Annotated in this window: 20 protein-coding genes; 7 read left to right on the forward strand and 13 right to left on the reverse strand. The window is 57.6% G+C overall.

What is annotated here, in order from left to right; translation table 11 throughout:
* Nucleotides 1-40: 40 nt before the first annotated feature.
* From cyoE to AC4ANE_RS21940, 6 genes are all read right to left on the reverse strand, one after another.
* Nucleotides 41-928: a heme o synthase gene (cyoE, locus tag AC4ANE_RS21915; protein ID WP_002552346.1), complete on the reverse strand. Its 888-nt coding sequence runs from the start codon at nt 926-928 to the stop codon at nt 41-43.
* 10 nt (nt 929-938) lie between these two features.
* Complete coding sequence (cyoD, locus tag AC4ANE_RS21920) at nt 939-1271, reverse strand: cytochrome o ubiquinol oxidase subunit IV (protein ID WP_002552345.1); 333 nt, start codon at nt 1269-1271, stop codon at nt 939-941.
* Nucleotides 1271-1903 carry a cytochrome o ubiquinol oxidase subunit III gene (locus tag AC4ANE_RS21925; protein WP_002552344.1) on the reverse strand — a complete coding sequence of 211 codons (633 nt, stop codon included), beginning with the start codon at nt 1901-1903 and terminating at the stop codon, nt 1271-1273. Before AC4ANE_RS21925 ends, cyoD begins: the two co-directional genes overlap by 1 nt.
* 3 nt (nt 1904-1906) lie before the next feature.
* Nucleotides 1907-3919, reverse strand: coding sequence for a cytochrome o ubiquinol oxidase subunit I (gene cyoB / locus AC4ANE_RS21930; RefSeq protein WP_004656083.1), 2013 nt, complete (start codon nt 3917-3919; stop codon nt 1907-1909).
* A gap of 3 nt (nt 3920-3922) precedes the next feature.
* Nucleotides 3923-4864: a ubiquinol oxidase subunit II gene (cyoA, locus tag AC4ANE_RS21935; protein ID WP_460408518.1), complete on the reverse strand. Its 942-nt coding sequence runs from the start codon at nt 4862-4864 to the stop codon at nt 3923-3925.
* A 453-nt stretch (nt 4865-5317) separates the two neighbouring features.
* Nucleotides 5318-5827 (reverse strand): disulfide bond formation protein B, encoded by a 510-nt coding sequence (locus AC4ANE_RS21940; protein ID WP_002552341.1) that lies wholly within the window; start codon nt 5825-5827, stop codon nt 5318-5320.
* A 611-nt stretch (nt 5828-6438) separates the two neighbouring features.
* On the opposite strand from AC4ANE_RS21940, the gene AC4ANE_RS21945 reads away from it, so the two are divergent.
* From AC4ANE_RS21945 to AC4ANE_RS21955, 3 genes are all read left to right on the forward strand, one after another.
* A complete protein-coding gene (locus AC4ANE_RS21945; protein WP_031595611.1) occupies nt 6439-7335 on the forward strand; it encodes a chemotaxis protein in 897 nt (298 codons plus the stop codon).
* A 65-nt stretch (nt 7336-7400) separates the two neighbouring features.
* Entirely contained in the window at nt 7401-7862 is a 462-nt protein-coding gene (locus AC4ANE_RS21950) for a GNAT family N-acetyltransferase (protein ID WP_031595610.1), read from the forward strand.
* Between the two features lie 116 nt (nt 7863-7978).
* Nucleotides 7979-8734: a YkgJ family cysteine cluster protein gene (locus tag AC4ANE_RS21955; RefSeq protein ID WP_002552339.1), complete on the forward strand. Its 756-nt coding sequence runs from the start codon at nt 7979-7981 to the stop codon at nt 8732-8734.
* A gap of 18 nt (nt 8735-8752) precedes the next feature.
* On the opposite strand, the gene AC4ANE_RS21960 is transcribed toward AC4ANE_RS21955, so the two are convergent.
* From AC4ANE_RS21960 to AC4ANE_RS21990, 7 genes are all read right to left on the reverse strand, one after another.
* Nucleotides 8753-8977: a hypothetical protein gene (locus AC4ANE_RS21960; RefSeq protein WP_002552338.1), complete on the reverse strand. Its 225-nt coding sequence runs from the start codon at nt 8975-8977 to the stop codon at nt 8753-8755.
* Between the two features lie 93 nt (nt 8978-9070).
* Nucleotides 9071-10069, reverse strand: coding sequence for a fimbrial protein (locus AC4ANE_RS21965; RefSeq protein WP_002552337.1), 999 nt, complete (start codon nt 10067-10069; stop codon nt 9071-9073).
* A gap of 1 nt (nt 10070) precedes the next feature.
* Entirely contained in the window at nt 10071-10856 is a 786-nt protein-coding gene (locus AC4ANE_RS21970; protein ID WP_005730128.1) for a fimbrial biogenesis chaperone, read from the reverse strand.
* Entirely contained in the window at nt 10853-13330 is a 2478-nt protein-coding gene (locus AC4ANE_RS21975) for a fimbria/pilus outer membrane usher protein (protein ID WP_080718885.1), read from the reverse strand. Before AC4ANE_RS21975 ends, AC4ANE_RS21970 begins: the two co-directional genes overlap by 4 nt.
* Before the next feature lie 130 nt (nt 13331-13460).
* Nucleotides 13461-14222, reverse strand: a complete 762-nt coding sequence (locus tag AC4ANE_RS21980) for a fimbrial biogenesis chaperone (RefSeq protein ID WP_002552335.1) — start codon at nt 14220-14222, stop codon at nt 13461-13463.
* Between the two features lie 63 nt (nt 14223-14285).
* Nucleotides 14286-14870: a fimbrial protein gene (locus tag AC4ANE_RS21985; protein WP_002552334.1), complete on the reverse strand. Its 585-nt coding sequence runs from the start codon at nt 14868-14870 to the stop codon at nt 14286-14288.
* A gap of 307 nt (nt 14871-15177) precedes the next feature.
* Nucleotides 15178-15555, reverse strand: a complete 378-nt coding sequence (locus AC4ANE_RS21990; protein WP_002552333.1) for a hypothetical protein — start codon at nt 15553-15555, stop codon at nt 15178-15180.
* Between the two features lie 293 nt (nt 15556-15848).
* On the opposite strand from AC4ANE_RS21990, the gene AC4ANE_RS21995 reads away from it, so the two are divergent.
* From AC4ANE_RS21995 to AC4ANE_RS22010, 4 genes are read left to right on the forward strand one after another with little or no spacing between them, the layout of a single operon-like run.
* The gene (locus AC4ANE_RS21995; protein WP_460408521.1) at nt 15849-17015 is read left to right on the forward strand and encodes an efflux RND transporter periplasmic adaptor subunit; all 1167 of its coding nucleotides are present in this window, start codon (nt 15849-15851) and stop codon (nt 17013-17015) included.
* Nucleotides 17012-20116: a multidrug efflux RND transporter permease subunit gene (locus AC4ANE_RS22000; protein ID WP_031597848.1), complete on the forward strand. Its 3105-nt coding sequence runs from the start codon at nt 17012-17014 to the stop codon at nt 20114-20116. The genes AC4ANE_RS21995 and AC4ANE_RS22000 overlap by 4 nt, the downstream gene beginning before the upstream one ends.
* Before the next feature lie 10 nt (nt 20117-20126).
* Complete coding sequence (locus tag AC4ANE_RS22005; RefSeq protein ID WP_002552331.1) at nt 20127-20804, forward strand: heavy metal response regulator transcription factor; 678 nt, start codon at nt 20127-20129, stop codon at nt 20802-20804.
* Nucleotides 20794-22158, forward strand: a complete 1365-nt coding sequence (locus tag AC4ANE_RS22010) for a heavy metal sensor histidine kinase (RefSeq protein WP_002552330.1) — start codon at nt 20794-20796, stop codon at nt 22156-22158. Before AC4ANE_RS22005 ends, AC4ANE_RS22010 begins: the two co-directional genes overlap by 11 nt.
* The last annotated feature ends 178 nt before the right edge of the window (nt 22159-22336 follow it).

Genomic DNA, 22336 nt, shown 5'->3' on the forward strand with positions numbered 1-22336 from the left:
CTTCGCAGAACGGGGTTTCGGTTTGTGCATCAGGTGAAAATCAGAAGGCGTAGGTCACCAACAATTCTTTTGTCACCTGAAAGTCCACCGACATCATCACGCTCAAGGCAGTGATGGTGAAGATAGAAAACACGAACAGCTTGCGAGCCCAGACAGTATCGTCAACGGCTTTGTAACCCTTCCAGGCCATGTACAACCAGTACATCCCCATGCCTGCTGCAACAGCCAGGTAGTTGAGGCCCGCATAACCACCTACGGTCAACATCAGGGTCGCCACGAGGAACGCCAGAATGTAGAGCATGATGTGGCGCTTGGTGACCAGAATGCCGCGCTTGACCGGCAGTACCGGAATTTTCGCCGCACGATAGTCATTGAAACGGAAGATGGCGATCGCATATGAATGCGGCATCTGCCACAGGCTGAACATCACCAGTAGCGTCAGGGCCGCAAAGTCGAAGCTGTTGGTCACTGCGCAGTAGCCGATCACTGGAGGCATGGCCCCCGAGAGACTGCCCACAAGCGTGCCGTGAACCGATCTGCGTTTCAGGTACAGGCTGTAAAGGCCGACATAGATCACAAACCCAATGACCGCAAACAAGGCAGCCAACGGGTTGGCCTCGGTGTACAGCAGGGCAACGCCCGCAACGCCGAGTATGGTTGCGTAGAGCAGCGCCAGTTTCAATGAAACCAGGCCCTGCACCAGGACCCGGTTACGGGTCCTTTCCATACGCTGATCGATATCGCGATCGATGCAGTTATTGAACACGCAACCAGACGCAACGACCAGGGAAGTACCGATTACTGCAGCGAGGAAGACGCCGAAGTCGATATTTCCCTTGGAAGCCAGAAAAAAGCCACCTGCCACCGAAAGCACGTTACCGAAAATGATCCCCGGCTTGGTGATTTGGATAAAGTGCTTCAGTGACATCTGGTATTCCTCAATGCGCCATCATTTCGCGGTGGACGCTGAAAATGATCCACAGCGACAGGCCAACCAGCAGGACGATAACCATCGTGGTAAAGGCGAAGGCCATCACGTTGTTGCGCTGCACGCTCGTGAAATCCAGGTGCAGGAAGTAATGCAGGTGCACCAGGATCTGGATGATCGCGAAGACCAGAACGATTGCAATCGTCATGTCCTTCGGCAGCGACGGCGACATCACCAGGGCAAACGGAATGGCGGTCAGGATGATCGACAGTACGAAACCGATGATGTACGACTTCACTGAGCCGTGACTATTGTCTTCAGCGGAGTGATGCGAATTTGACATTACAAAGCTCCCATCAGATAGACAACGGTGAACACGCCGATCCAGACAACGTCCAGGAAGTGCCAGAACAGGCTGAGGCAGCTCAGGCGAGTCTTGTTGGTGTTGGTCAGGCCCTTTTTCTGGACCTGGAACATCATGATCGCCATCCAGATCAGACCGCTGGTCACGTGTGCGCCGTGCAGGCCTACCAGCGCGAAGAACGCTGACAGGAAGCCGCTGCGGCTCGGACCGTAGCCTTCGTGGATCAGGTGATGGAATTCATAGATTTCCATACCGATAAACGCAGCACCACACAGGAAGGTCAGGGCCAGCCAGCCAAGAACCTGGCTTTTCTTGCCCTTGTACAACGCCAGCATGGCGAAGCCGTAGGTGATACTACTGACCAGCAGGAACGCGGTTTCCACAGCCACGAATGGCAGCAGGAAGATGTCCTGGCCCGACGGGCCACCCGCGACACTGTTGACCATCACGGCGTACACCGCGAAGAACGAGGCGAACAACACGCAGTCAGTCATCAGGTACAGCCAGAAGCCGTAGACCGTCATGCCACCGCTGTCGTGGTGATCGTCATGCCCATGATCATGGTCGTGACCGTGATCGTGGGCTCCGGAGTTGATTGCAATATTTGACATTGTTTAAACCTGTTCCAGCGAGGACTTGACAGGAGTGTATGCACCGTTGGCCGCCAGGACCTTGTGATGCTCACCTTCAATACGCGCTACATCTTCAGCCGGCACCATATAACCCTGGTCGTCACGGACAGCGTGAGCAACGAAGACTGCAATGGTCGCCACCAGGCTTGCGCCTACCAGCCACCAGATGTGCCAGATGAATGCGAAGCCGAAGACCGTCAGCAACATACCCATGTACAGGCCGGTTGCAGTGTTGTTAGGCATGTGGATCGCCGAGTAGCGGGCAGGAACCTTGTAAGCGGTGCCGGCACGTTTTGCATCGGTGAACGCGTCGATGTCGTCAGCCTTTGGCAGTTCGGCAAAGTTGTAGAACGGCGGTGGCGAAGAAGTGGACCACTCCAGGGTATGGCCATTCCATGGGTCACCGGTCAGATCGCGGTTGTTGTCGCGGTCACGGATACTCACGAACAGCTGGATCAGCTGCGAAGCTATACCCATGGCGATCAGCACGGCACCGAACAGCGCGACGTCCAGGTAGATGTTCCACTCTGGCATGTCGGTAGCGTTCAGACGACGGGTCATGCCCAGGAAGCCCAGCGCGTAAAGCGGCATGAACGCGACGAAGAAGCCGACGATCCAGAACCAGAACGCTGCCTTGCCCCACTTCTCGTTCAGGGTGAAGCCGAACGCTTTAGGGAACCAGAACGCGAAGCCGGCGATGTAACCGAATACCGCACCGCCGATGATGACGTTGTGGAAGTGAGCGATTACGAACAGGCTGTTGTGCAGTACGAAGTCAGCACCTGGAATCGCCAACAGAACGCCGGTCATACCGCCGATCGAGAAGGTGACCATGAAGCCCAGGGTCCAGAGTACTGGCGCGGTAAAGCGCAGACGCCCTTGATACATGGTGAACAGCCAGTTGAATAGCTTCACACCCGTCGGGATCGCGATAAGCATCGTCGCCAGGCCGAAGAAGGCGTTGACGTTGGCACCCGCACCCATCGTGAAGAAGTGGTGCAGCCAGACCATGAAGCCCAGGATACAGATCGCACCGGAGGCGAAGATCATCGACTTGTGGCCGAACAGACGCTTGCCGGAGAACGTGGAGATGACTTCCGAGAACACGCCGAAAGCCGGCAGGATCAGGATGTACACCTCAGGGTGACCCCACGCCCAGAACAGGTTCACGTACATCATGGGGTTGCCGCCCATTTCGTTCGTGAAAATGTGGAAGTCCAGGTAGCGGTCAAGGGTCAGGAACGCCAGGGTAGCGGTCAGGATCGGGAACGAAGCCACGATCAGGATGTTTGCCCAGGTGCAGGTCCAGGTGAAGATCGGCATGTCCATCAGTTTCATGCCAGGGGTACGCATCTTCAGAACGGTCACGAGGAAGTTGACCCCCGTCAGCGTCGTACCTAACCCGGATAACTGTAGCGCCCAGATGTAGTAGTCAACCCCTACGCCAGGACTGTATTGCAACCCGGAAAGAGGTGGATACGCAACCCAGCCGGTCTTGGCGAATTCACCGACACCCAGGGAGATGTTGATCAGCAGCATACCTGCGACCAGCAGCCAGAAGCTCAGGGAGTTCAGGAACGGGAACGCCACGTCGCGAGCGCCGATCTGCAGAGGCAGAACGATGTTCATCAGACCTGTGAAGAACGGCATCGCCATGAAGATGATCATGATCACACCGTGAGCGGTGAAGATCTGGTCATAGTGCTCAGGCGGAAGGAACCCTTCGGAACCGTTCTGGGCCATCGCCAGTTGGGTACGCATCATGATGGCGTCGGCAAAACCGCGCAGCAGCATGACCATGGCAACGACGATGTACATCACGCCGATTTTCTTGTGGTCGACAGAGGTCAGCCATTCAGACCACAAGTACGTCCACTTGCGGAAATAGGTGATCAACCCGACAACCGCAATGCCGCCGAGCGCGATCATGGCAAGTGTCACCATGACTATCGGCTCGTGGAACGGCACCGCTTCCAGACTTAATTTGCCAAACATCGTTTACTCCTCTGCCCCAGCAGCTGAATTTTTGCCTTTTTCCGCACCAGCGTCACCGGCCACTTCCTTCTCACCAGCAACAACCTTCTTGCCTGGATTCATACCTTCATACTTGTCGATGACGATCTGGAACAGGTTCGGGGTGACCGAGGAAAAGAGTTCGACAGGGTTGCGTTCGCTCGGCTTGATCAACTCGGCGTATTCGGCCGTGCCAAGCTTTTTAGGTGAGCTCTTGACTTCGCTGACCCAGCTGTCGAAATCAGCCTGGCTGGTGGCGATAGCCTTGAACTTCATACCGGTAAAGCCCGCGCCACTGTAGTTGGCCGAAATACCGTTGAATTCGTGATTTTCGTTGGCAATCAGGTGCAGCTTGGTGTGCATGCCCGCCATTGCGTAGATCTGACCGCCCAGACCAGGGATGAAAAAGGAGTTCATCACGCTGTCCGAGGTAACCTGGAAATTGATCGGGGTCTTGGCCGGGAACACGATCTTGTTGACCGTGGCGATGCCGTAGTCCGGATAGACGAATACCCACTTCCAGTCGACCGAGATCGCCTGAATGGTGATCGGCTTCACGTCCGACTCAAGCGGACGGTAAGGGTCCAGCGAGTGAGTAGAGACGTAAGTGATGTACCCCAGGAAGACCAGCAGCAGCATGGGTACGCCCCAGACTGCGATTTCGATCTTGGTGGAGTGGGACCAGTCCGGCGTGTACTTGGCGGCCTTGTTCGAAGCGCGATACTCCCATGCGAAGATCAGGGTCATCAGAATGACCGGGATCACGACAATCAGCATCAGCAACGTAGCGATTACGATCAGGTTCCGCTGCTCGATACCCACCTGCCCTTTTGGATCGAGCAGAGGTACGCCATCGCATCCACTGAGCAAAAGCATACAGAAAAGGGCCAAGAAGCCAAAAAACCTGGGGTACCTTTTTTTACTCATTTCACGACCTCTAAAAGCAGCTTGCGCGGTGCAGTTGGGTTTCGACCGCCAACACTTCGCCCTGCCAGTGCCGGCTAATTTTTTTGAATTGAACAAGGGCCTGCCAGTACGCACAGCGGCATATCGACAAGTCCGGGTTTAGCTATGGATTCTTGTTTTTTGAGTTGCTGGAACTGCCCAAAATATCGGGCAGACGCTTTCGACGCGGCCATCATACGCCCTCAGAGGCAAGCGTTGCGCTGCCTGTTCAGAGTGCTCCAAGCCTCAAAATGCTGATCGTTCAGCCAGGCTGGACGACAAGTGGTGGGGATTGTAGATACGTAAATTTTTAATGACTATGCCTAATTTTGTAACAGTTATTCTCTCAATTCGTAACAATCACCCTCCAAACACGTCATTTCACCCAAAAAAAGCCCCGTAATCACTGGGCTTTTTTCTCGAAAGCCCCTGTATTTAGTAAGGTTTGCGGCGGTTACGAATGATGCACGCCGGTACCAGAACTGCAGTCAGGACAAACGCTGCCAGCGCCCATTGCGCGAGTGATAATCCGAGGACCGGCGGATACGGCGTCGTACAGAAACCGCTGACCTGAAACCCTGTTGGGAACAGTGTAGCCAATGGCAGGCCATCAACGATCGGTTGCAGGACGTCGATACCGCAACTGTCGGACGGATGGGCAAGTATCCATACATGCCGACCGGCCGCGGCAATTCCGCCCAATGCGCTGAGGGTGACCAGCGTTTCACACACCGTAACGCCGCGACGTCCGGACATGGCAGCGCCGATGAACGCAAAAATGGCGATGAACAGCAGTGCGTAGCGCTGCAGGATGCATAGCGGGCAAGGCGCCTCGCCCAGCACGATCTGCATGTACAGGGCACCGCCGATCAGAGCCAGGCAGATAATCCCCAGCAAAACCAGAAAGCGCTTTTCGCGTCCCAGGTACAACGTGTTGTCGCTCATTCACATACCTTACTGAACTGATGAGGTGGTTGGTCAACGCCCTGCAATGTAAGGGCGAAGCCTGAAACAGGAGTGCACGGCCCGACCGTACCGAAGCGTGCGCGATGATCATCTGTCTGATTCTGCAACTCAAGCGCTCGCCAGCTATACGGGCACATTTGCCCGCTGGATGGTCTGAGTAGTGCCTGTGCGATCAACCAGGCGGTCTTCGCCAAGGGCTGGATGAAAAACGCTTCTATATATAGAGGGTGCGTCACTATGTCGCACCACCTCTTCTATATATAGCTGCGGTATTTTGCCGCAGGGCATGCTGATGTCAAAGCACAGTCGCGTACGAACCTGCGACGCTGACTGTCGGAATGCGCAGAGCGACAGTGTGCCGCATCTCGCCCGGTTTGACTGGACCGGAGCCAGACTGCCACTATTCACGCTTGCACTGGCAGCTCATGCCGGCTGCCGTTACGTGTTGAAACAACTTTCAAGGACCAGCGAGCGGCGCGGCCAGCCGTCCGTTAAAAATCCTCAAGCCTGCTCGTCGCAGGTCGATAACCTGTCATAGAAAGTTGTTTGCCGCTTCCAGGCGACGAAACACCTACAGCCAGAAGGTTCATATGTCCAAGAACGTCCGAGCAGATTCACTTTCGCTGCTCCTCTTCACGTTGCGCAGCGGCAAGCTGATGGCGATCAACCTGCTCAAGGTCAGTGAGATCATTCCCTGCCCTCCCCTGACCCATCTTCCCGAATCGCACCCGCACGTCAAAGGTATCGCCACGTTGCGCGGCTCATCACTGTCGGTCATTGACCTGAGTCGTGCAATCGGTGAGCGCCCTCTGGCCGATCCCGACGGTGGCTGCCTGATCGTTACCGACGTCAGCCGCTCCAAACAGGGCCTGCACGTTCAGGCCGTGAGCAAGATTGTGCACTGCCTGACCACCGATATCCGTCCTCCACCCTATGGGTCGAGCAGCAAATCGTTCATCACCGGGGTCACTCAGGTCGATGGCGTGCTGGTACAGGTTCTGGATATCGAAAAAGTGATTCACGGTATTGCTCCGGGGCAAATCGTCGTGCAGTCGACGGAGCTGGCCAAAGAGGATGCCGAAATGCTCAGCAAGGCGCGAATTCTGGTCGTCGATGACAGCCAGGTTGCCCTGCAGCAGTCGATCATCACCTTGCGCAATCTGGGCATCGAATGCCACACGGCGCGCAGTGCCAAGGAAGCCATCGACGTTCTGCTGGATCTTCAAGGTACTGATCGGCAGATCAACGTGGTGGTTTCCGACATCGAGATGTCGGAGATGGATGGCTACGCGCTCACCCGTACTCTTCGCGACACGCCCGACTTCAGCGATCTGTATATCCTCTTGCACACCTCGCTCGACAGCGCGATGAACAGCGAGAAGTCGCAGATCGCCGGTGCCAACGCTGTGCTGACCAAGTTCTCGTCACCCGAGCTGACCAAATGCCTGATCGAGGCCGCACGTACGGTGGTCGCCCAAGGGCTCTGATCCCGGAGCGCGCACCGACGCAACGTCCGAACCTGACCGATGCATCTGCCGGACACTACTGGCTGATGCGTCGGACTCTCGCCTTGCCAGTACCATCCGCGGTCTGGCCACCGCGCGTCCTGCCGCGACCTTTCACCCTTGAGCAAGCCCCAGAGGTTCACCGCCTGCTGAAATTGGGTCATGCCAGCGCGACAGGCAGTGTGCCGGATTATCCGCACTGGCGAGCTGCCTTCGAACAAGACCCTGAATTCGACACGTCGCGGTGCTTTCTGGCCATGCTCGACGAAACAGTGGTGGGCGTGATCGTCTGCTGGACCAGCGCATTCATCAAAGACCTGGTCGTGCATCCCGATGTGCGACATAGCGGGATCGGTTCCGCTCTGCTCAACCACCTGTTCGCCCATTTGAGTAAGTGTGGCGAAGCAGCGGTCGATCTTCACGTCATGGAAAACAACCTCAAGGCACGGCGTCTTTACGAGAAATCAGGGATGTCCTACCTGAAACGTTTCGATATCCCCGAAGCCTGACGGGCCCGTTGACTCAACCAGCGACTGGCGCACAACTTGCTTCTCGAGCTGCATCAGCCGGGAGAGTGACCAATTGTTGTCGCTCGGCGCGCAGCTCTGAAAGGGTCATCGAGACAATGGACACCAAGTTTTCCTGTGTGGGTTGCGGCGGTTGCTGCACCGACCACCACGTGCCTCTCACGCTCGGCGAAGCCGCGCAATGGGCGGCAGACGGCGGCAACGTGATTGTCTTGACCGAAGCGTTTCTAAGCAATGGCTATGGCGTGTCCGAGACCCAACTGACCCATGCCAGCCGTCGCTCGACGCAGGTGAACAGCGGCAGCACCACAGCCTTTGTGGCGATCACCTTCGCGGCCTACAACGTTGGGCGTTGCCGTAATCTTGACGAGAAAAACCTGTGTCGCATTTACGAGCGCAGGCCGCTGGTGTGCCGGATCTATCCGATGGAAATCAATCCGCACATTCCCTTGCGCCCCGAAACCAAGGGCTGCCCGCCAGAGTCCTGGGAGCAGGGCCCCGACCTGATCATTGGCGACAGGCTGGTTGATACGCAGTTGATGGACTTGATCGAACAATCCCGTCAGGCCGATCGGGATGAGATAGAGACCAAACAGTTGATCTGCCAGAAACTGGGCATACGCACCACCGCCCTCAAGGGCAACGGCTTCGTCGCGTATCTGCCAGACATGAACGCATTTGCGACCGCCATCGCGGAGGTCGCAAACCGTGCGCATGATATGCAACCCAATGACTCGCACTGGGAATTTCATGTGGCGGGAAAGCAGGTTCTGGACACCCTGCAACAGGAGGGTGCCGACGTTACGGATCGGGAGCCGGTTTCCTACCTGTTCATACCCTTGCAGGCAGCCTGAACAGGATTACTCACGCGATCAGCGCTTGCCCATCGATCTGCGCGTGCCCGCCGGGGCTACGCCAGGGGTCTTGTGATGGCCATGCTTGTTGGCTTTCTGATGCCATGCGGGTTCCTTTTTGGCCTGAGCAAACTCCGAAGGCTTGAACGGAAAGCTGAAAGGCGCAATGACAGCCTTCTTTTCAGTGTCTGCGACGGAGTCGGCTGCGGCGTCTTGAACAGGGGGTTGTTCAGGAGTGGTCATGGTGTCACCAGAAAGTCGAATTGGCCGGGCACATGCCCGCGGTCGCGCAGCATACATCAATCGCCGCGTAACCGCCCGAGCCTCCTGTCGCCGTCATTTGTAGAACAGATCGACCATGATCTCGGCATTGAAAGGTCCCGGCGTCGGTGTATTGGAATTCCACAGCAACTGCGCATTGAAGTCAGCACTGGCAGCGTTGGTTTCACCCAGCAGTTCTGCCAGATGGAACGGCTCGTTGTAACGTAATGGCTGGCCACTGACAGCGCTGGCAATACGAATCCCCAGCGAGTCATTGCCGGAGGGAACGAGCAGTTCGCCGGACAGATTGCCTGTCACCGGCCTGAAACGCGCATCAATGCTGAACGGCGAATCGCACGCACGACTGGTCAGCAAAGAAAATGTCTGCGTGGCGATTACCTTGCCAATGGTCACTTGGTGTATGGCAACGTCGCCGAACTCCACGGTTTCGGGGAGCACTTGCAGGTCGGCGTCGCAGGCCACGAACCGCAGGCCCCGCAGGTTGTTGATCACGTAACTGAGGCTGCGCCCCGGCACCCGGCTTGAGTCCGTCGCACCACCCAGTTGAAAAAACCGGTAATCCAGCAGATCACTTGCCACGCCAGAGGGTGGTGTTGCGCCGAACTTCTGAATAAACACGGAAAACGCCAGATTGAAGCGCACCTTTGGACAATTTTCGATATTGCTGTCGCCTTCATGGCAGGCCGGCAAGTAGCTCCCGGTACTGACCCGTCCGCTGCCTTGCAGATGATCGGTACCCTGAAGTGTCATGCCAGCGCGGATACCCTGACCGATCAAACGATTGTCCGGGTTCAGGTAGATGAAAATCTCTTCCTCGACAGACTGCGAGCCGTCCTTGGCACATTCGACCTGAACATTCACAGGCTCGGAACGCCACACCACTTCCCCGTTGGGAATCGACTCCGGAATCGCCACCGTACTGCCCAGATCATCGTGAATTTCGGTTTCACCGCCCCCTTGAGTGGTACAGACCAACGCGAAGACGGAGGCCGGATTCAGCATCAGCAACACCACAGTGGATAGCAGCCAGCGTCTGGCAGACAGTCGTTTCATATCAGCATTCGTCCTGAAAGGAATGGGGCTCCAGCAAGCGGGCCGTAAAGGCCGCCTGCCCCTTGAGCGGTGTGCAATAAGTACGCTGACCGCCATAGTCGGTCAGCGCCTTGTATGAAAAACGATGGGTTGCGGAGGGCAGAACGCTCGCTGGTACAACCATTTCAAAATGGGCGCCCGGTGCCAGCAGCAGGTACTCGCTGAGTTGAACAGCGTCAATGCGCAACGCTTGCAGAGACACGTGATAAGGCATTGGGTTACGGACCGTCAGCAAGGAAACGCCTGCCTCGTCATGGGTCAGTGTCCACTGCAACTTTGCGCCAGTGTCAGCCGGATCCCCCTCTAGACCAACGGGCCGGTAAAACACATTGATGCGCTGACGCACGGCGACATTCAACTGACGAGTGCCTGCCTGCCGTCGAGGCACCTCAAGCACATACAAATGCAGCAGCGACTCGCGCCCCTGCGGCATGCCTGTGCCCTGATATAAAACGCGCAGGACCTGCCTGCCGCCGCCCGGCAGACGTGAAAGCGGCGGCGTGACCACGAACGGCAGCGTTCTACGCCGAACCAGTGGAGTGTCGTCGTCATCCTGGGCATCACTTAGCCAGGCCTGAAAAAGCGCCTCCGAATCACCTCGATTGCGCACCTCGATACTGGCTTCGTGATACTGGCCATCAAAGACCAGCCGTGTTCCGCTCAGCGAAATAGCCCCTTGTGCGCCAACGCTGCCCATCAGCAGCAGCACCGCCAACATTGCCGGGCATGAATCAGCAAGGGCGCTCATTGGCATGTCACCCTGATCCGCTCGTAGGCACGGGTCGGATCTCTGGGCGGCAGCGAGAATGCTGCCTGACAACTTTGATCAGACCAGCGAACCCGCAAGCTGCCGACATCCTGCTCACTGAGCACCAGCGCCTGACTGCCAGGGTCGACCACCGCCAGCGCCCTGCCCTGTTCATCCTCGACACTGGCACCCAGCGGTACCTTGCTGCCGTCGGCGCGCACCAGTTCAAACTGGACCCGGCGGCCCACAACGGCTTTGAAGCGCACCAACGGTATCGCTCCCCGGCGCGGTACGAGCTGGGTGATGGCATTTTCCAGGTCGACATCAGCACCCAACTGGCGGGTATCCAGGCTGACCCAATTGGTTCGGTAGGCCTGCGCATAGGGCAGAACCGCATAGCCGTTGCCTGCGGTTTCGACGTTACTGAAGGACTTCAACCGAGCCCCGCTGACGTCCGGAACCTGAACCAGGGCGAAGGTTTCACCCAGCGCCTGCCCCAGGTTCACACCTCCGGGGTGAGCCACCAGCGAACCCGCCGCAGACAGGCTGAATGCATCGTAGTCCTGGCCCTGGCTATAACCTGCCTCGAAGCGACCGAACCCGGTGGTGGTACTGATCTTCCCGGCACCGAAACTGCCGGAGCTGCTGTCATGCCCGGCCTGTACCGAATAAAACGTATCACGATCCCCCAGCACCTGGCCGTTGAGCCCGGTCTGAGCGTTGTACTCACCGGTGCTGTCGCGCACGGCATTGAAAGACAGTCGCGACGAACCAGGGCTCGATCCGAGTGGCAGGGTCACGCTCAAGGCAACACGATTGTCGGTGCTCGCTTCACCGTTTCGCCCGAAGTCCTCGTTGCGTTCAATGGACAGGCTGTAATTGACGGTCTGCCAGGCAGCGTTATAGGACAGATAAAGTTGCCGGGTCTTGCCGGGCAGATTCCAGTAGCGCTGCTCGGAAGCGGTCAGACTCAGCGATGCGGCGTGGCTCGACACTATCTGGGTAACACTTAGCTCAAGCCGATCCCGAGCCAGGCCAGTGGACAGCGCATGTCTCTGCGGGTCGGTATCGCTGATGTGCTGGCTCAGGGTCCGGTACGCTTCAGTGGAATAGCGGTAACCTGCCACGGCCAGAGTGGTGTCGGTAACGTCCAGCGTGTTGGCATAGCGCACCCGTATGCTCTGGCCGGTATTGATCCCGGCACCTATATTCGCGGCCTGATAATCTTCGGCCAGCTGCAGCCCCCCAAACCCGGTAATCCGCTCGGAAAGCCCATAGATCAGGGCTGTGCTGGCAAAGTCGGGAGAGGCTTGAACATCATTACTGTTATCGACCTGCCCGACGGCCAGGCTGTAGCGCAAGGATCCCCAGGGGACCATGATCGGCAGCGATGCGTAGGCCTGGGTAAAAGTCCGTACGCGCCCATCGGCCTCAATGACCGACACCGACAAATCACCGTTGGAACCACTGGGGTAGATATCGGCCATTTCGAAAGGCCCCGGTGAAACACTGCCGCTGTACAGCAGAAAACCGTTCTGACGAACTTCCACCGTCGCGTTGGTCTCGGCAATCCCGCGGATGACCGGGGCATAGGCGCGCTCGCTGTCGGACAGCATGCCATCGTCAGAAGCCAGTGCTGCGCCCTTGAAGCGAACACTGTCGAAAACCTGCGAGTCGCTGAAGGTCTCCCCCACCGTGAACTGGCTTTTCAGGAAAGTGATGTCACGCTGCGCGAAAGTACGATTGCTGCGATAACGCCAGGGCCGATCACTGCCGCCGACCAGCGAGGACTCATTGCGCAATCGCCAGGCCCCGAGGTTCAGGCCATTTCGCATCCCGAGATAATACTGGTCCGTTTCCAGACCCTTGTTACGGCGTCTGCTGCCATTGGCGTTGTAATTGATAAAACCTGCCGTCTCACCCTGATCCCAAAGCTCCGGTGAAACATAACCGCGAGCGCCCCGCGACATAACGGCTTGCGGCACACTGATAGTGAGTCGCAGCGCACCGGACTGATAGTCGACGCGCGCAAACTCGACACGCGCAGGCAAATCGAAACAGCCCTGAGCAGCGCCTTCATCTGAAGGCAGGCGACTCAGGTCCAGACCGAAGCTCTGTAGCATTTCAAGCGACAGACAGGGTTCAATCAGGCCTGACACCCGATTTTTTGAAAAGGCGATATCTCGCCTGCCGCTCAGTTTGCGATTGACGTAAATATCAACCCGATAAGTGCCGGGCAGTACGCTGTTGGTACGCAGAAACTCCTGGAGGTCAGGTGGTTGATCGCTTCCCTGGATAAATGCCGTATTGAATTTGACTGTCCCGTCAGCCCGAGTACCGCCAGGCGAGGCTGCGAACGCGCTGAGCGAAAACATCAACGTCAACCCCAGGCCGATACCCAGCGGACAGTGTCGTGGGTGAGGCAGAGCGAACTGTGCAATGACTCCCTTGTGATCTTTTTTGCGCCATTCCATAGCGGTCTTCACTCTACTTCGGCTGTCGCGCGCGCCGCGCAATCCTTTACACAGACGCAGGTCTGCCGGGCCGGTTTGTCACGCAGGCCCAACGGTTTGAACAGTTAACGCTGATGTGTGATGTGGCAGGTTACCGAGGCAAGGCCTTGTGGGCATGACCCGGTTCTTTATCGGCCAGTGTCACTTGATAAGGCACTTGCCCGCCGTAGTCATTGATACTCACGAAACTCACCAGCAACGGCGCACTTCCCGGTGTGTGCAGCAACGGGATACGCAGCTGTTGATGGGGGGCAAGCATCTGACTGTCGAGACGGGCAAGTTCACTATCGTGTTGGCGTATGGAAATCCTCAGCATGGACACGTGATAGGGCCCTGGATTTTCCACCTGCACACCCGCGTTATCGATTGATTGCCAGTTCAGCTGTTCAGGTGCCTGCTGCGGATCGCCCTGCAAACCGTCAGGCCGAAAGAACACTTTTATGCGCTGACGTATCGCAATCTGCAGTGTGTTCTCGGCAGCAGTCTGGGGGATTTCCTGCACATTGAGCCATAACACTGATTCACGATCAGTGGGCATGTCTGCACCGGAATGAATGATGCGCAACAGTTGCTTGCCACCTCCGGCCATGCGCGTCAGCGCAGGCGTGACGATAAAAGGCAAATACGCTGGGGTGTCGTTGTTATCAGTCTTGTTGGTCGCCACTGTCGGAGATTCAAGCCAGGACTGCAGGAGAATCTCTCCCCCGCCACTGTTATGAACACCCAGACTGACCTCTTTTTCATTACCCTGATAAATGACACGCGTCGTATTCAATACGATGCCCGCCTGAACAGAGGACGCACAGCACACTAGCGCAACAAGCATCGTGTAGCGAAAAAAAACAGGAAACATACTGGCGTTCGCCTTGAATTCGATAAGGGACAGGGCGAGCCGTGCCCGCCCTGTCCGACACGGTTACTCGTAATCCATCACGAACGGCAGGAAGCCATCGGCATTACCCGGATTGGTCGGCGTGCCGTTAAGCACATAGACCGCGCCAAAATTTATTTCAGCAGTCGCGCCGCCGGCACCATCCTTGATGAGCGTGGTGTCGACGGTTTCAGCACCGCTCAGGTCCATCAGAACGCTGGAGGTATTGAGCAGGCCGATACCGACACCATCTGCCGCGCCGGTGGTGCGCAGAAGTTTGGCATCGTTATTGTCCAGGCCGCTGCCGTTACGGGCAGTAAGGCGCATCTTGACCATGCTGTATTGATCTGCGCCCGCGCTACAGTTGACCAGCAGCTGAATAGGCGCAGCCGTTTCGAATCGACTTTCACTCGATACACCAATATCGGAGAAGGAAACGTTACCCAGGTCGACATTGATTTCGCCAGGGTTGGTGCCCGAACTGACGCCTGTGCCCGGTCCCACATCGCAGGAGATATTGGTCAGTGTCCCATTGAAGACCATTTTTCCGTTGTTCGCTGCACTGACGTTACCCGCCATGCCAACGCCCATTACGCCCAGAACTGCCAATGTAAGAGAAAGCTTTTTCATGCTAACGACCTTCCTTGTGTTATGTTGTGTGTGCCCGCTATCGGACGGTGAGCACTATAGATCCAGACCTATTTCGATGCTGTCAGCTGGATAACTTTTAACCCGCAGACAACACAACACGACACGCAGGACAGGTCTGTAGGAATAACCAGGCGTCTTGCGCAAGTAGTCTAATTACGGCTGTTAAACAGTGTGGCGCCGATGTTTTAAATCACGGCGCTTTCAGTTTTGAAAGGGCTGACCGGACACCGGACCGTCACTTAAGCGTGGGTGACAGTCCGGTCGAAAAAATAATACAGATCTGTATTTATTGATAGCTCAACGTGATGACTCCAGCGCGGGCCTGCAGGGCCTCGCCGTCGGTCTCGGCGACCGGAAGTACCTGATACTGCGCGACAAAGGGCACGGCCTGATCACCACATGCATTGTGTTCAGTGCTCACCTGCATATTGATGCCCGGTGCAACTTGCAAAATGCGCGCATGAGCAACAGGCGTATTCACATTAATGTCGGAAATCACGCAACTGCTGTTGACGATACTGCCATGCAACGTCAATGCGCCGTCCTTTGCCCATGAAAAAGCAGGCGCAGCCAGCAAGGGAATCGACACCATGACGGCCCCCAAACCTTGACGAAGAAACAAACACCTCAACATAAATTTCCAGGTCGATTTTTTACTGTTCATGGCGTTCTCCACTCATAGGCTCATACAGTGAGTTAAGTTGATGGGAGAATTAGCTGCCAGAAGCCGACCTAGGAAAATGTAGGAAAACTCTTAGGACTTTATAAACATCTGGACAAATATCTCTTCAACATAGATATCGTCCGTTAGCGGATTTTCTTGACTGCACGCCATGCGCGGTGGAGGCTTCCTGACAAACGTGACAGCTAAAAGTCATTCTGCTGACCGGGTTTGCAGGCTATAAGGAAGCCCTAAAAAAATATTACTCCCGTACCGACATTTGGCGTTTTCTTCATATGCGCAGACAGACCCTGACCGTCACCGCTGTAGTCCTGCTGATAGCCTGCGCGGCCATTGCCGGATGGAAACTGACACGCCCCGCTACACTCCCGAAAAACTCCGTGACTGCGGTGCCTGTGAAGGTGATCACGGTCAGCATTGAGGACGTACCACGTTTCGTCACAGGTATCGGTTCGGTGCTGTCACTGCAAAGTGTGGTGATCCGTCCTCAGGTAGATGGCGTACTGACGCGCGTGCTGGTCAAGGAAGGTCAACAGGTCAAGGCCGGCGAGTTGCTGGCGACGCTGGATGATCGATCGATCCGCGCCTCGCTGGAGCAGGCACGCGCGCAGCTGGCGCAGAGCAAGGCGCAGCTTGATGGCGCGCAACTGGACCTGAAGCGCTATCGCCAACTCACTCAGGACAATGGCATTTCGCGCCAGACATTCGATCAGCAGCAGGCACTGGTCAGGCAACTCGAAGCCACAGCGAAAGGCAACGAAGCGAGCATCAACGCCTCACAGGTGCAGCTCTCCTACACCCAGATTCGCTCGCCGGTCACTGGCAGGGTCGGCATCCGCAATGTCGATGAAGGCAACTTCCTGCGCGTCAGCGATGCTACCGGTCTGTTTTCGGTGACACAGATTGACCCGATTGCGGTGGAATTCTCTCTGCCTCAGCAGATGTTACCGACCCTGCAGGGGCTGATTGCCGAGCGTAGCGCTGCGACTGTCAAGGCGTATCAGGGCGACGGTGCGGCCAACGGACTGCTTTTGGGTGAAGGCACGCTTTCGCTGATCGACAATCAGGTTTCGGCAACCACCGGCACGATCCGCGCCAAGGCTCAATTCAAAAACCCCGGCGAACAACTCTGGCCTGGGCAGTTGGTCACGGTGAAGATCCAGACCGGTGTCGAACTCAACTCGCTCAAGGTACCGCCACAAGTAGTGCAGCGCGGCATCGATCAGCACTTCGTCTATCGACTGACTGCTGATAAAAAAGTGGAAGTCGTACCGGTCAAGGTGCTTTATCAGGACAGCGAGCAGACGTTGATCAGCGGGCCAAACGCCGGAGATGTACTGGTCAGCGACGGCCAGTCGCGGCTGCGGCCGGGGGCAACTGTCGAAGTGGTCAGCGCACCCGCCCCGGATGTGGCAAGCGCGCAAGTGGAGCACGCACGATGAGTGGCCGAGGCTCGGTATCGGCGTGGTGCATCGACCACCCGGTGGCCACCTTGTTATTGACCTTCGCACTGGTACTGCTAGGGGGCATTGCCTTTCCACGACTGCCGATTGCGCCGTTGCCGGAAGCGGAGTTCCCGACCATACAGGTTACCGCGCAGCTGCCCGGTGCCAGCCCGGAAACCATGGCGTCTTCGGTTGCCACGCCACTGGAAGTGCAGTTCAGTGCGATACCGGGCATGACCCAGATGACCTCCAGCAGCGCACTGGGCTCCACCAACCTTACGCTGCAGTTCACCCTCAACAAAAGCATCGACACTGCGGCCCAGGAAGTCCAGGCCGCCATCAATACCGCAGCCGGACGCCTGCCGGCCGATCTGCCCAGTCTGCCAACCTGGCGCAAGGTCAACCCGGCCGACAGCCCGGTGCTGATCCTCAGTGTGAGTTCCAGTCTGATCCCCGGCACCGAATTGAGCGACGTCACCGAAACCATCCTGGCGCGCCAGCTCAGCCAGATCGAAGGCGTGGGCCAGGTGTTCATCACCGGCCAGCAAAGGCCAGCGATTCGTGTGCAGGCCGCCCCCGAAAAACTGGCCGCGCTGGGGCTGACCCTGGCCGACATTCGCCTGGCGGTGCAACAGACCAGCCTTAACCTGGCCAAAGGTGCCTTATACGGCAAGGACAGCATTTCGACACTGTCGTCCAACGACCAGTTGTTCAAGCCGCAGGACTACGCGCAACTGATCGTTTCCTACAAGAACGGCGCCCCCGTCCAGCTCAAGGATGTGGCGCGGGTGGTCGCGGGTTCGGAAAACGCCTACGTCAAGGCCTGGTCCGGCGACCAGCAAGGCGTCAACATCGCTATTTTTCGTCAGCCGGGCGCCAACATTGTCGACACCGTGGACCGCATCCAGCGTGAACTGCCACGGTTGCAGGAAATGCTCCCGGCCACCGTTGACGTCTCGGTACTCAACGACCGGACCCGCACCATTCGTGCCTCGCTGCACGAAGTGGAACTGACCCTGATGATCGCGGTGCTGCTGGTGGTGGCGGTCATGGCACTGTTTCTGCGCCAGCTGTCGGCCACGCTGATCGTCAGCGCGGTGCTCGGGGTATCGCTGATCGCCAGCTTTGCGATGATGTACCTGTTCGGCTTCAGCCTGAACAACCTGACATTGGTAGCCATCGTGGTCGCGGTCGGGTTCGTGGTGGACGACGCTATCGTGGTGGTGGAGAACATCCATCGCCACCTTGAAGCCGGACAAGGCATGCGCGAGGCTGCCATAAAAGGCTCGGGGGAAATCGGTTTTACCGTGGTGTCGATCAGTTTCTCGCTGGTGGCGGCGTTCATCCCGCTGTTGTTCATGGGCGGCGTGGTCGGGCGACTGTTCAAGGAATTCGCCCTGACCGCCACTGCGACCATTCTGATTTCGGTGGTCGTCTCCCTGACCCTGGCGCCGACCCTTGCGGCATTGTTCATGCGCGCCCCCACGCACAACCCGCATCAGAAACCGGGCTTCGGTGAACGTTTGCTGGCTTCCTACGATCGAGGCTTGCGTAAGGCGCTGGCCCATCAGCGACTGATGCTCGGCGTGTTCGGCCTGACCCTGGCGCTTGCGGTGGTCGGCTACATCCTCATACCCAAGGGCTTCTTTCCGGTTCAGGACACTGCTTTTGCACTCGGCACCACCGAGGCCGCTGCCGACATTTCCTACCCGGACATGGTGGAAAAACACCTGCAACTGGCAAAAATCGTCGGTGCAGACCCGGCAGTGCTGGCGTTCTCTCATTCAGTCGGTGTGTCAGGCAGCAACCAGACCATCGCCAACGGTCGCTTCTGGATCTCGCTCAAACCGCGCTCTGAACGCGATGTGTCGGTCAGTGAGTTCATTGACCGCCTGCGCCCCAAACTGGCAAAGGTCCCCGGCATCGTTCTGTATCTGCGCGCCGGGCAGGACATCAACCTGAGTTCCGGGCCGAGTCGCAGTCAGTATCAGTACGTGCTCAAGAGCAACGACGGCGAATTGCTCAACACCTGGACGCAACGGCTGACTGAAAAGCTGCGTAGCAATCCGGCGTTTCGCGATATGTCCAACGACTTGCAACTGGGCGGCAGCGTCACCCATATCGATATTGATCGCAGTGCTGCCGCGCGATTCGGCCTGACCACCGCCGACGTCGATCAGGCGCTGTACGATGCGTTCGGCCAGCGGCAGATCAGCGAATACCAGACCGAGGTCAACCAGTACAAGGTGATCCTCGAACTGGACGCCCAGCAGCGTGGCAAGGCCGAAAGCCTGGCTTACTTCTACCTGCGCTCACCGCTGACCAATGAAATGGTGCCACTTTCGGCGCTGGCCAAAGTCAGTGCGCCGCGCATGGGCCCGCTGTCGATCAGCCACGACGGTATGTTCCCGGCTGCCAACCTGTCATTCAACCTGGCGCCCGGAGTCGCGCTGGGCGACGCGGTAAGCATGCTCGATCAGGCCAAGAAAGAGATCGGCATGCCCGCCTCGATCATCGGCAGTTTTCAGGGTGCGGCGCAGGCATTCCAGAGTTCGCTGGCCAACCAGCCGTGGCTGATTCTCGCCGCGCTGGTGGCGGTGTACATCATTCTGGGTGTGCTTTATGAAAGCTTCGTGCATCCGCTGACCATTATCTCCACCCTGCCCTCGGCAGGTATCGGCGCGCTGTTGCTGCTATGGATGATGGGGCAGGACTTCTCGATCATGGCCCTGATCGGCATCGTGCTGCTGATCGGCATCGTCAAGAAGAACGGCATTCTGCTCGTGGACTTTGCCCTGCAAGCGCAGCGTGAGCAGGGCCTGTCGCCACAGGAGGCCATTTATGAGGCCTGCATTACCCGCTTCCGACCGATTATCATGACCACCCTTGCCGCCCTGCTCGGCGCACTGCCGCTGATGCTGGGTTTCGGGGTCGGTGCCGAACTGCGTCAACCGCTGGGTATCGCAGTGGTCGGCGGCCTGCTGGTGAGCCAGATGCTGACCCTGTTCACTACGCCGGTCATTTACCTGCAACTGGAGCGGCTGTTTCATAAACGCCACCCGGCGCCCGCCGCACCCGCGCTGGTCCTTCACAAGTGAGAGTCACCCGATGCGCGTGCTGATTATCGAAGACGAAGAGAAAACCGCAGACTACCTGCGTCGCGGCCTGACCGAACAGGGCTACGCCGTCGACGTGGCGCGCGATGGCATCGAAGGTCTGCATCTGGCGCTGGAGAACGACCACGCGATCATCATTCTTGATGTGATGTTGCCCGGCCTGGACGGCTTTGGCGTGTTGCGTGCGTTGCGTGCGCGCAAGCAGACGCCCGTCATCATGCTGACCGCTCGCGAGCAGGTCGATGACCGCATTCGCGGCCTGCGCGAAGGTGCCGATGACTATCTCGGCAAACCGTTTTCCTTTCTGGAACTGGTCGCCCGCCTGCAGGCCCTGACCCGCCGCAGCGGCGGCCACGAACCGGTGCAGATCACCATCGCCGACCTGTGGATCGACCTGATCAGCCGCAAGGCGACCCGCGCCGGAATGCGTCTGGACCTGACCGCCAAGGAGTTTTCGCTGCTCAGCGTGCTGGCCAGACGCCAGGGCGACATCCTCTCCAAGACATCAATCGCCGAGATGGTCTGGGACATCAACTTCGACAGTGATACCAACGTGGTCGAAGTCGCGATCAAACGCTTGCGGGCCAAGCTGGACGGTCCTCACGAACACAAACTGCTGCACACCATTCGTGGCATGGGCTACGTGCTGGAGAACCGCAGTGCGGGTTGATTCGATCGCCCTGCGCCTCAGCGGGCTGTTCGCGCTGGTGGCACTGGTGGTATTCCTGCTGATCGGCTGGGCCTTGTACCTGCAGGTCGACAAGAGCCTGGACCTGTTGCCGCGTGCCGAAGTCGATGCGCGCTACAGTGTTCTGGAATCGGCTGTCGGACGTTTCGGCAACCCGGAGCACTGGGGCAAGATCAAGGCAAAACTGGAGTTGCTCAGCGAGGAAGACAAGCGCTTGCGTTTCTGGGTAGTCAGCGACAACCCGCTGTACGAATTCGGCAACCCGGACGCGAACATTCGTCGTTTCGCGCAAGGCGCACCGGGTATGCATGACCTGAAGCTGGCCGATCACCCGTTCGCATTCAAGGTGCTGGTCAGCGAATTCCCGGCCAAGGAACAGCGCCCGGCACTGCGTTTTCTGACCGCCATCGATACCGAGACATTCTGGCATACCCAACACTCGCTGCTGGTCGCGCTGATCAGCCTGGCCACGCTGGGTATTTTGCTGGCTTCGGCGCTTGGTTACTGGGTCGCGCGTATTGGCCTGCGTCCGTTGACCAGCCTATCGCAGGAAGTCCAGAAGCTCGCCCCGCCACGGCTGTCCGGACGCTTGCAGCTGTCGCCGCTGCCACCGGAGCTTGAACAGTTCGTAGCCTCGTTCAACTCCACGCTGGAACGGGTCGAGCAGGCCTACTCAAGACTCGAGTCGTTCAATGCCGATGTGGCACATGAGCTTCGCTCACCGCTGACCAACCTTATCGGCCAGACCCAGGTGGCGCTGACCCGCGGCCGCTCTGCCGAGCATTATTTCGAGGTGTTGCAATCAAACCTCGAAGAGCTGGAGCGTTTGCGCTCGATCATCAACGACATGCTGTTTCTGGCCAGCGCGGATCAAGGCACCAAGGTCAAAGCACAGACCTGCGCGTCACTGGCAGACGAAGTCGCCACCACGCTGGATTACCTGGATTTCATTCTGGAAGATGCCCACGTACAAGTCCGGGTTCAGGGCGACGCCAGCGCGCCGATTGAAAAGCCCCACTTGCGCCGCGCGTTGATCAACCTGCTGCACAACGCCGTGCAACATACCGACGCCGGTCAGGTCATCGAGGTAACTATCGAGTCGCGCGATGCCGATGTGAGTATCAGCGTGACCAATCCTGGCGTGCAGATAGCCCCGGAACATTTGCCCAGGCTGTTCGAGCGTTTTTATCGGGTCGATGCCTCACGCAGCAACAGCGGCGCCAATCATGGCCTGGGGCTGGCCATCGTCAAGGCCATTGCATTGATGCACGGCGGCACCGTGTTCGTGAACAGCGACAAGGGTGTCAATACGTTCGGCATACAGCTGCCCCGCTGATCCCTTCAAGAAATAAATTACTCCCCCCTGTTTTTTACAGTCGTCCGTGTGCGTCTGTTCGCATCATTTTAAATACACTTGCTTTATTCACATTCCATTCATATGAGGCTATAAGGAGCGTGCTATACACCCAGCATTCAAAGCATAAAAATAATGATAACTGTCTTAACCATTTATC

It is taken from the genome of Pseudomonas sp. Pme6b (assembly GCF_058129925.1).

Excerpts from the sequence above, each read along its gene's own strand:
- AC4ANE_RS21995 (WP_460408521.1), top strand. The coding sequence starts at position 15,849 with ATGCGCAGACAGACCCTGACCGTCACCGCTGTAGTCCTGCTGATAGCC.
- AC4ANE_RS21970 (WP_005730128.1), bottom strand. The coding sequence starts at position 10,856 with ATGAGCGCCCTTGCTGATTCATGCCCGGCAATGTTGGCGGTGCTGCTG.
- AC4ANE_RS21955 (WP_002552339.1), top strand. The coding sequence starts at position 7,979 with ATGGACACCAAGTTTTCCTGTGTGGGTTGCGGCGGTTGCTGCACCGAC.
- cyoD (WP_002552345.1), bottom strand. The coding sequence starts at position 1,271 with ATGTCAAATTCGCATCACTCCGCTGAAGACAATAGTCACGGCTCAGTG.
- AC4ANE_RS21925 (WP_002552344.1), bottom strand. The coding sequence starts at position 1,903 with ATGTCAAATATTGCAATCAACTCCGGAGCCCACGATCACGGTCACGAC.
- AC4ANE_RS21965 (WP_002552337.1), bottom strand. The coding sequence starts at position 10,069 with ATGAAACGACTGTCTGCCAGACGCTGGCTGCTATCCACTGTGGTGTTG.
- cyoB (WP_004656083.1), bottom strand. The coding sequence starts at position 3,919 with ATGTTTGGCAAATTAAGTCTGGAAGCGGTGCCGTTCCACGAGCCGATA.
- AC4ANE_RS21960 (WP_002552338.1), bottom strand. The coding sequence starts at position 8,977 with ATGACCACTCCTGAACAACCCCCTGTTCAAGACGCCGCAGCCGACTCC.
- AC4ANE_RS21985 (WP_002552334.1), bottom strand. The coding sequence starts at position 14,870 with ATGAAAAAGCTTTCTCTTACATTGGCAGTTCTGGGCGTAATGGGCGTT.
- cyoE (WP_002552346.1), bottom strand. The coding sequence starts at position 928 with ATGTCACTGAAGCACTTTATCCAAATCACCAAGCCGGGGATCATTTTC.
- AC4ANE_RS21980 (WP_002552335.1), bottom strand. The coding sequence starts at position 14,222 with ATGTTTCCTGTTTTTTTTCGCTACACGATGCTTGTTGCGCTAGTGTGC.
- AC4ANE_RS21975 (WP_080718885.1), bottom strand. The coding sequence starts at position 13,330 with ATGGAATGGCGCAAAAAAGATCACAAGGGAGTCATTGCACAGTTCGCT.
- AC4ANE_RS21945 (WP_031595611.1), top strand. The coding sequence starts at position 6,439 with ATGTCCAAGAACGTCCGAGCAGATTCACTTTCGCTGCTCCTCTTCACG.
- AC4ANE_RS21990 (WP_002552333.1), bottom strand. The coding sequence starts at position 15,555 with ATGAACAGTAAAAAATCGACCTGGAAATTTATGTTGAGGTGTTTGTTT.
- AC4ANE_RS22005 (WP_002552331.1), top strand. The coding sequence starts at position 20,127 with ATGCGCGTGCTGATTATCGAAGACGAAGAGAAAACCGCAGACTACCTG.
- AC4ANE_RS22000 (WP_031597848.1), top strand. The coding sequence starts at position 17,012 with ATGAGTGGCCGAGGCTCGGTATCGGCGTGGTGCATCGACCACCCGGTG.
- cyoA (WP_460408518.1), bottom strand. The coding sequence starts at position 4,864 with ATGAGTAAAAAAAGGTACCCCAGGTTTTTTGGCTTCTTGGCCCTTTTC.
- AC4ANE_RS21940 (WP_002552341.1), bottom strand. The coding sequence starts at position 5,827 with ATGAGCGACAACACGTTGTACCTGGGACGCGAAAAGCGCTTTCTGGTT.
- AC4ANE_RS21950 (WP_031595610.1), top strand. The coding sequence starts at position 7,401 with ATGCGTCGGACTCTCGCCTTGCCAGTACCATCCGCGGTCTGGCCACCG.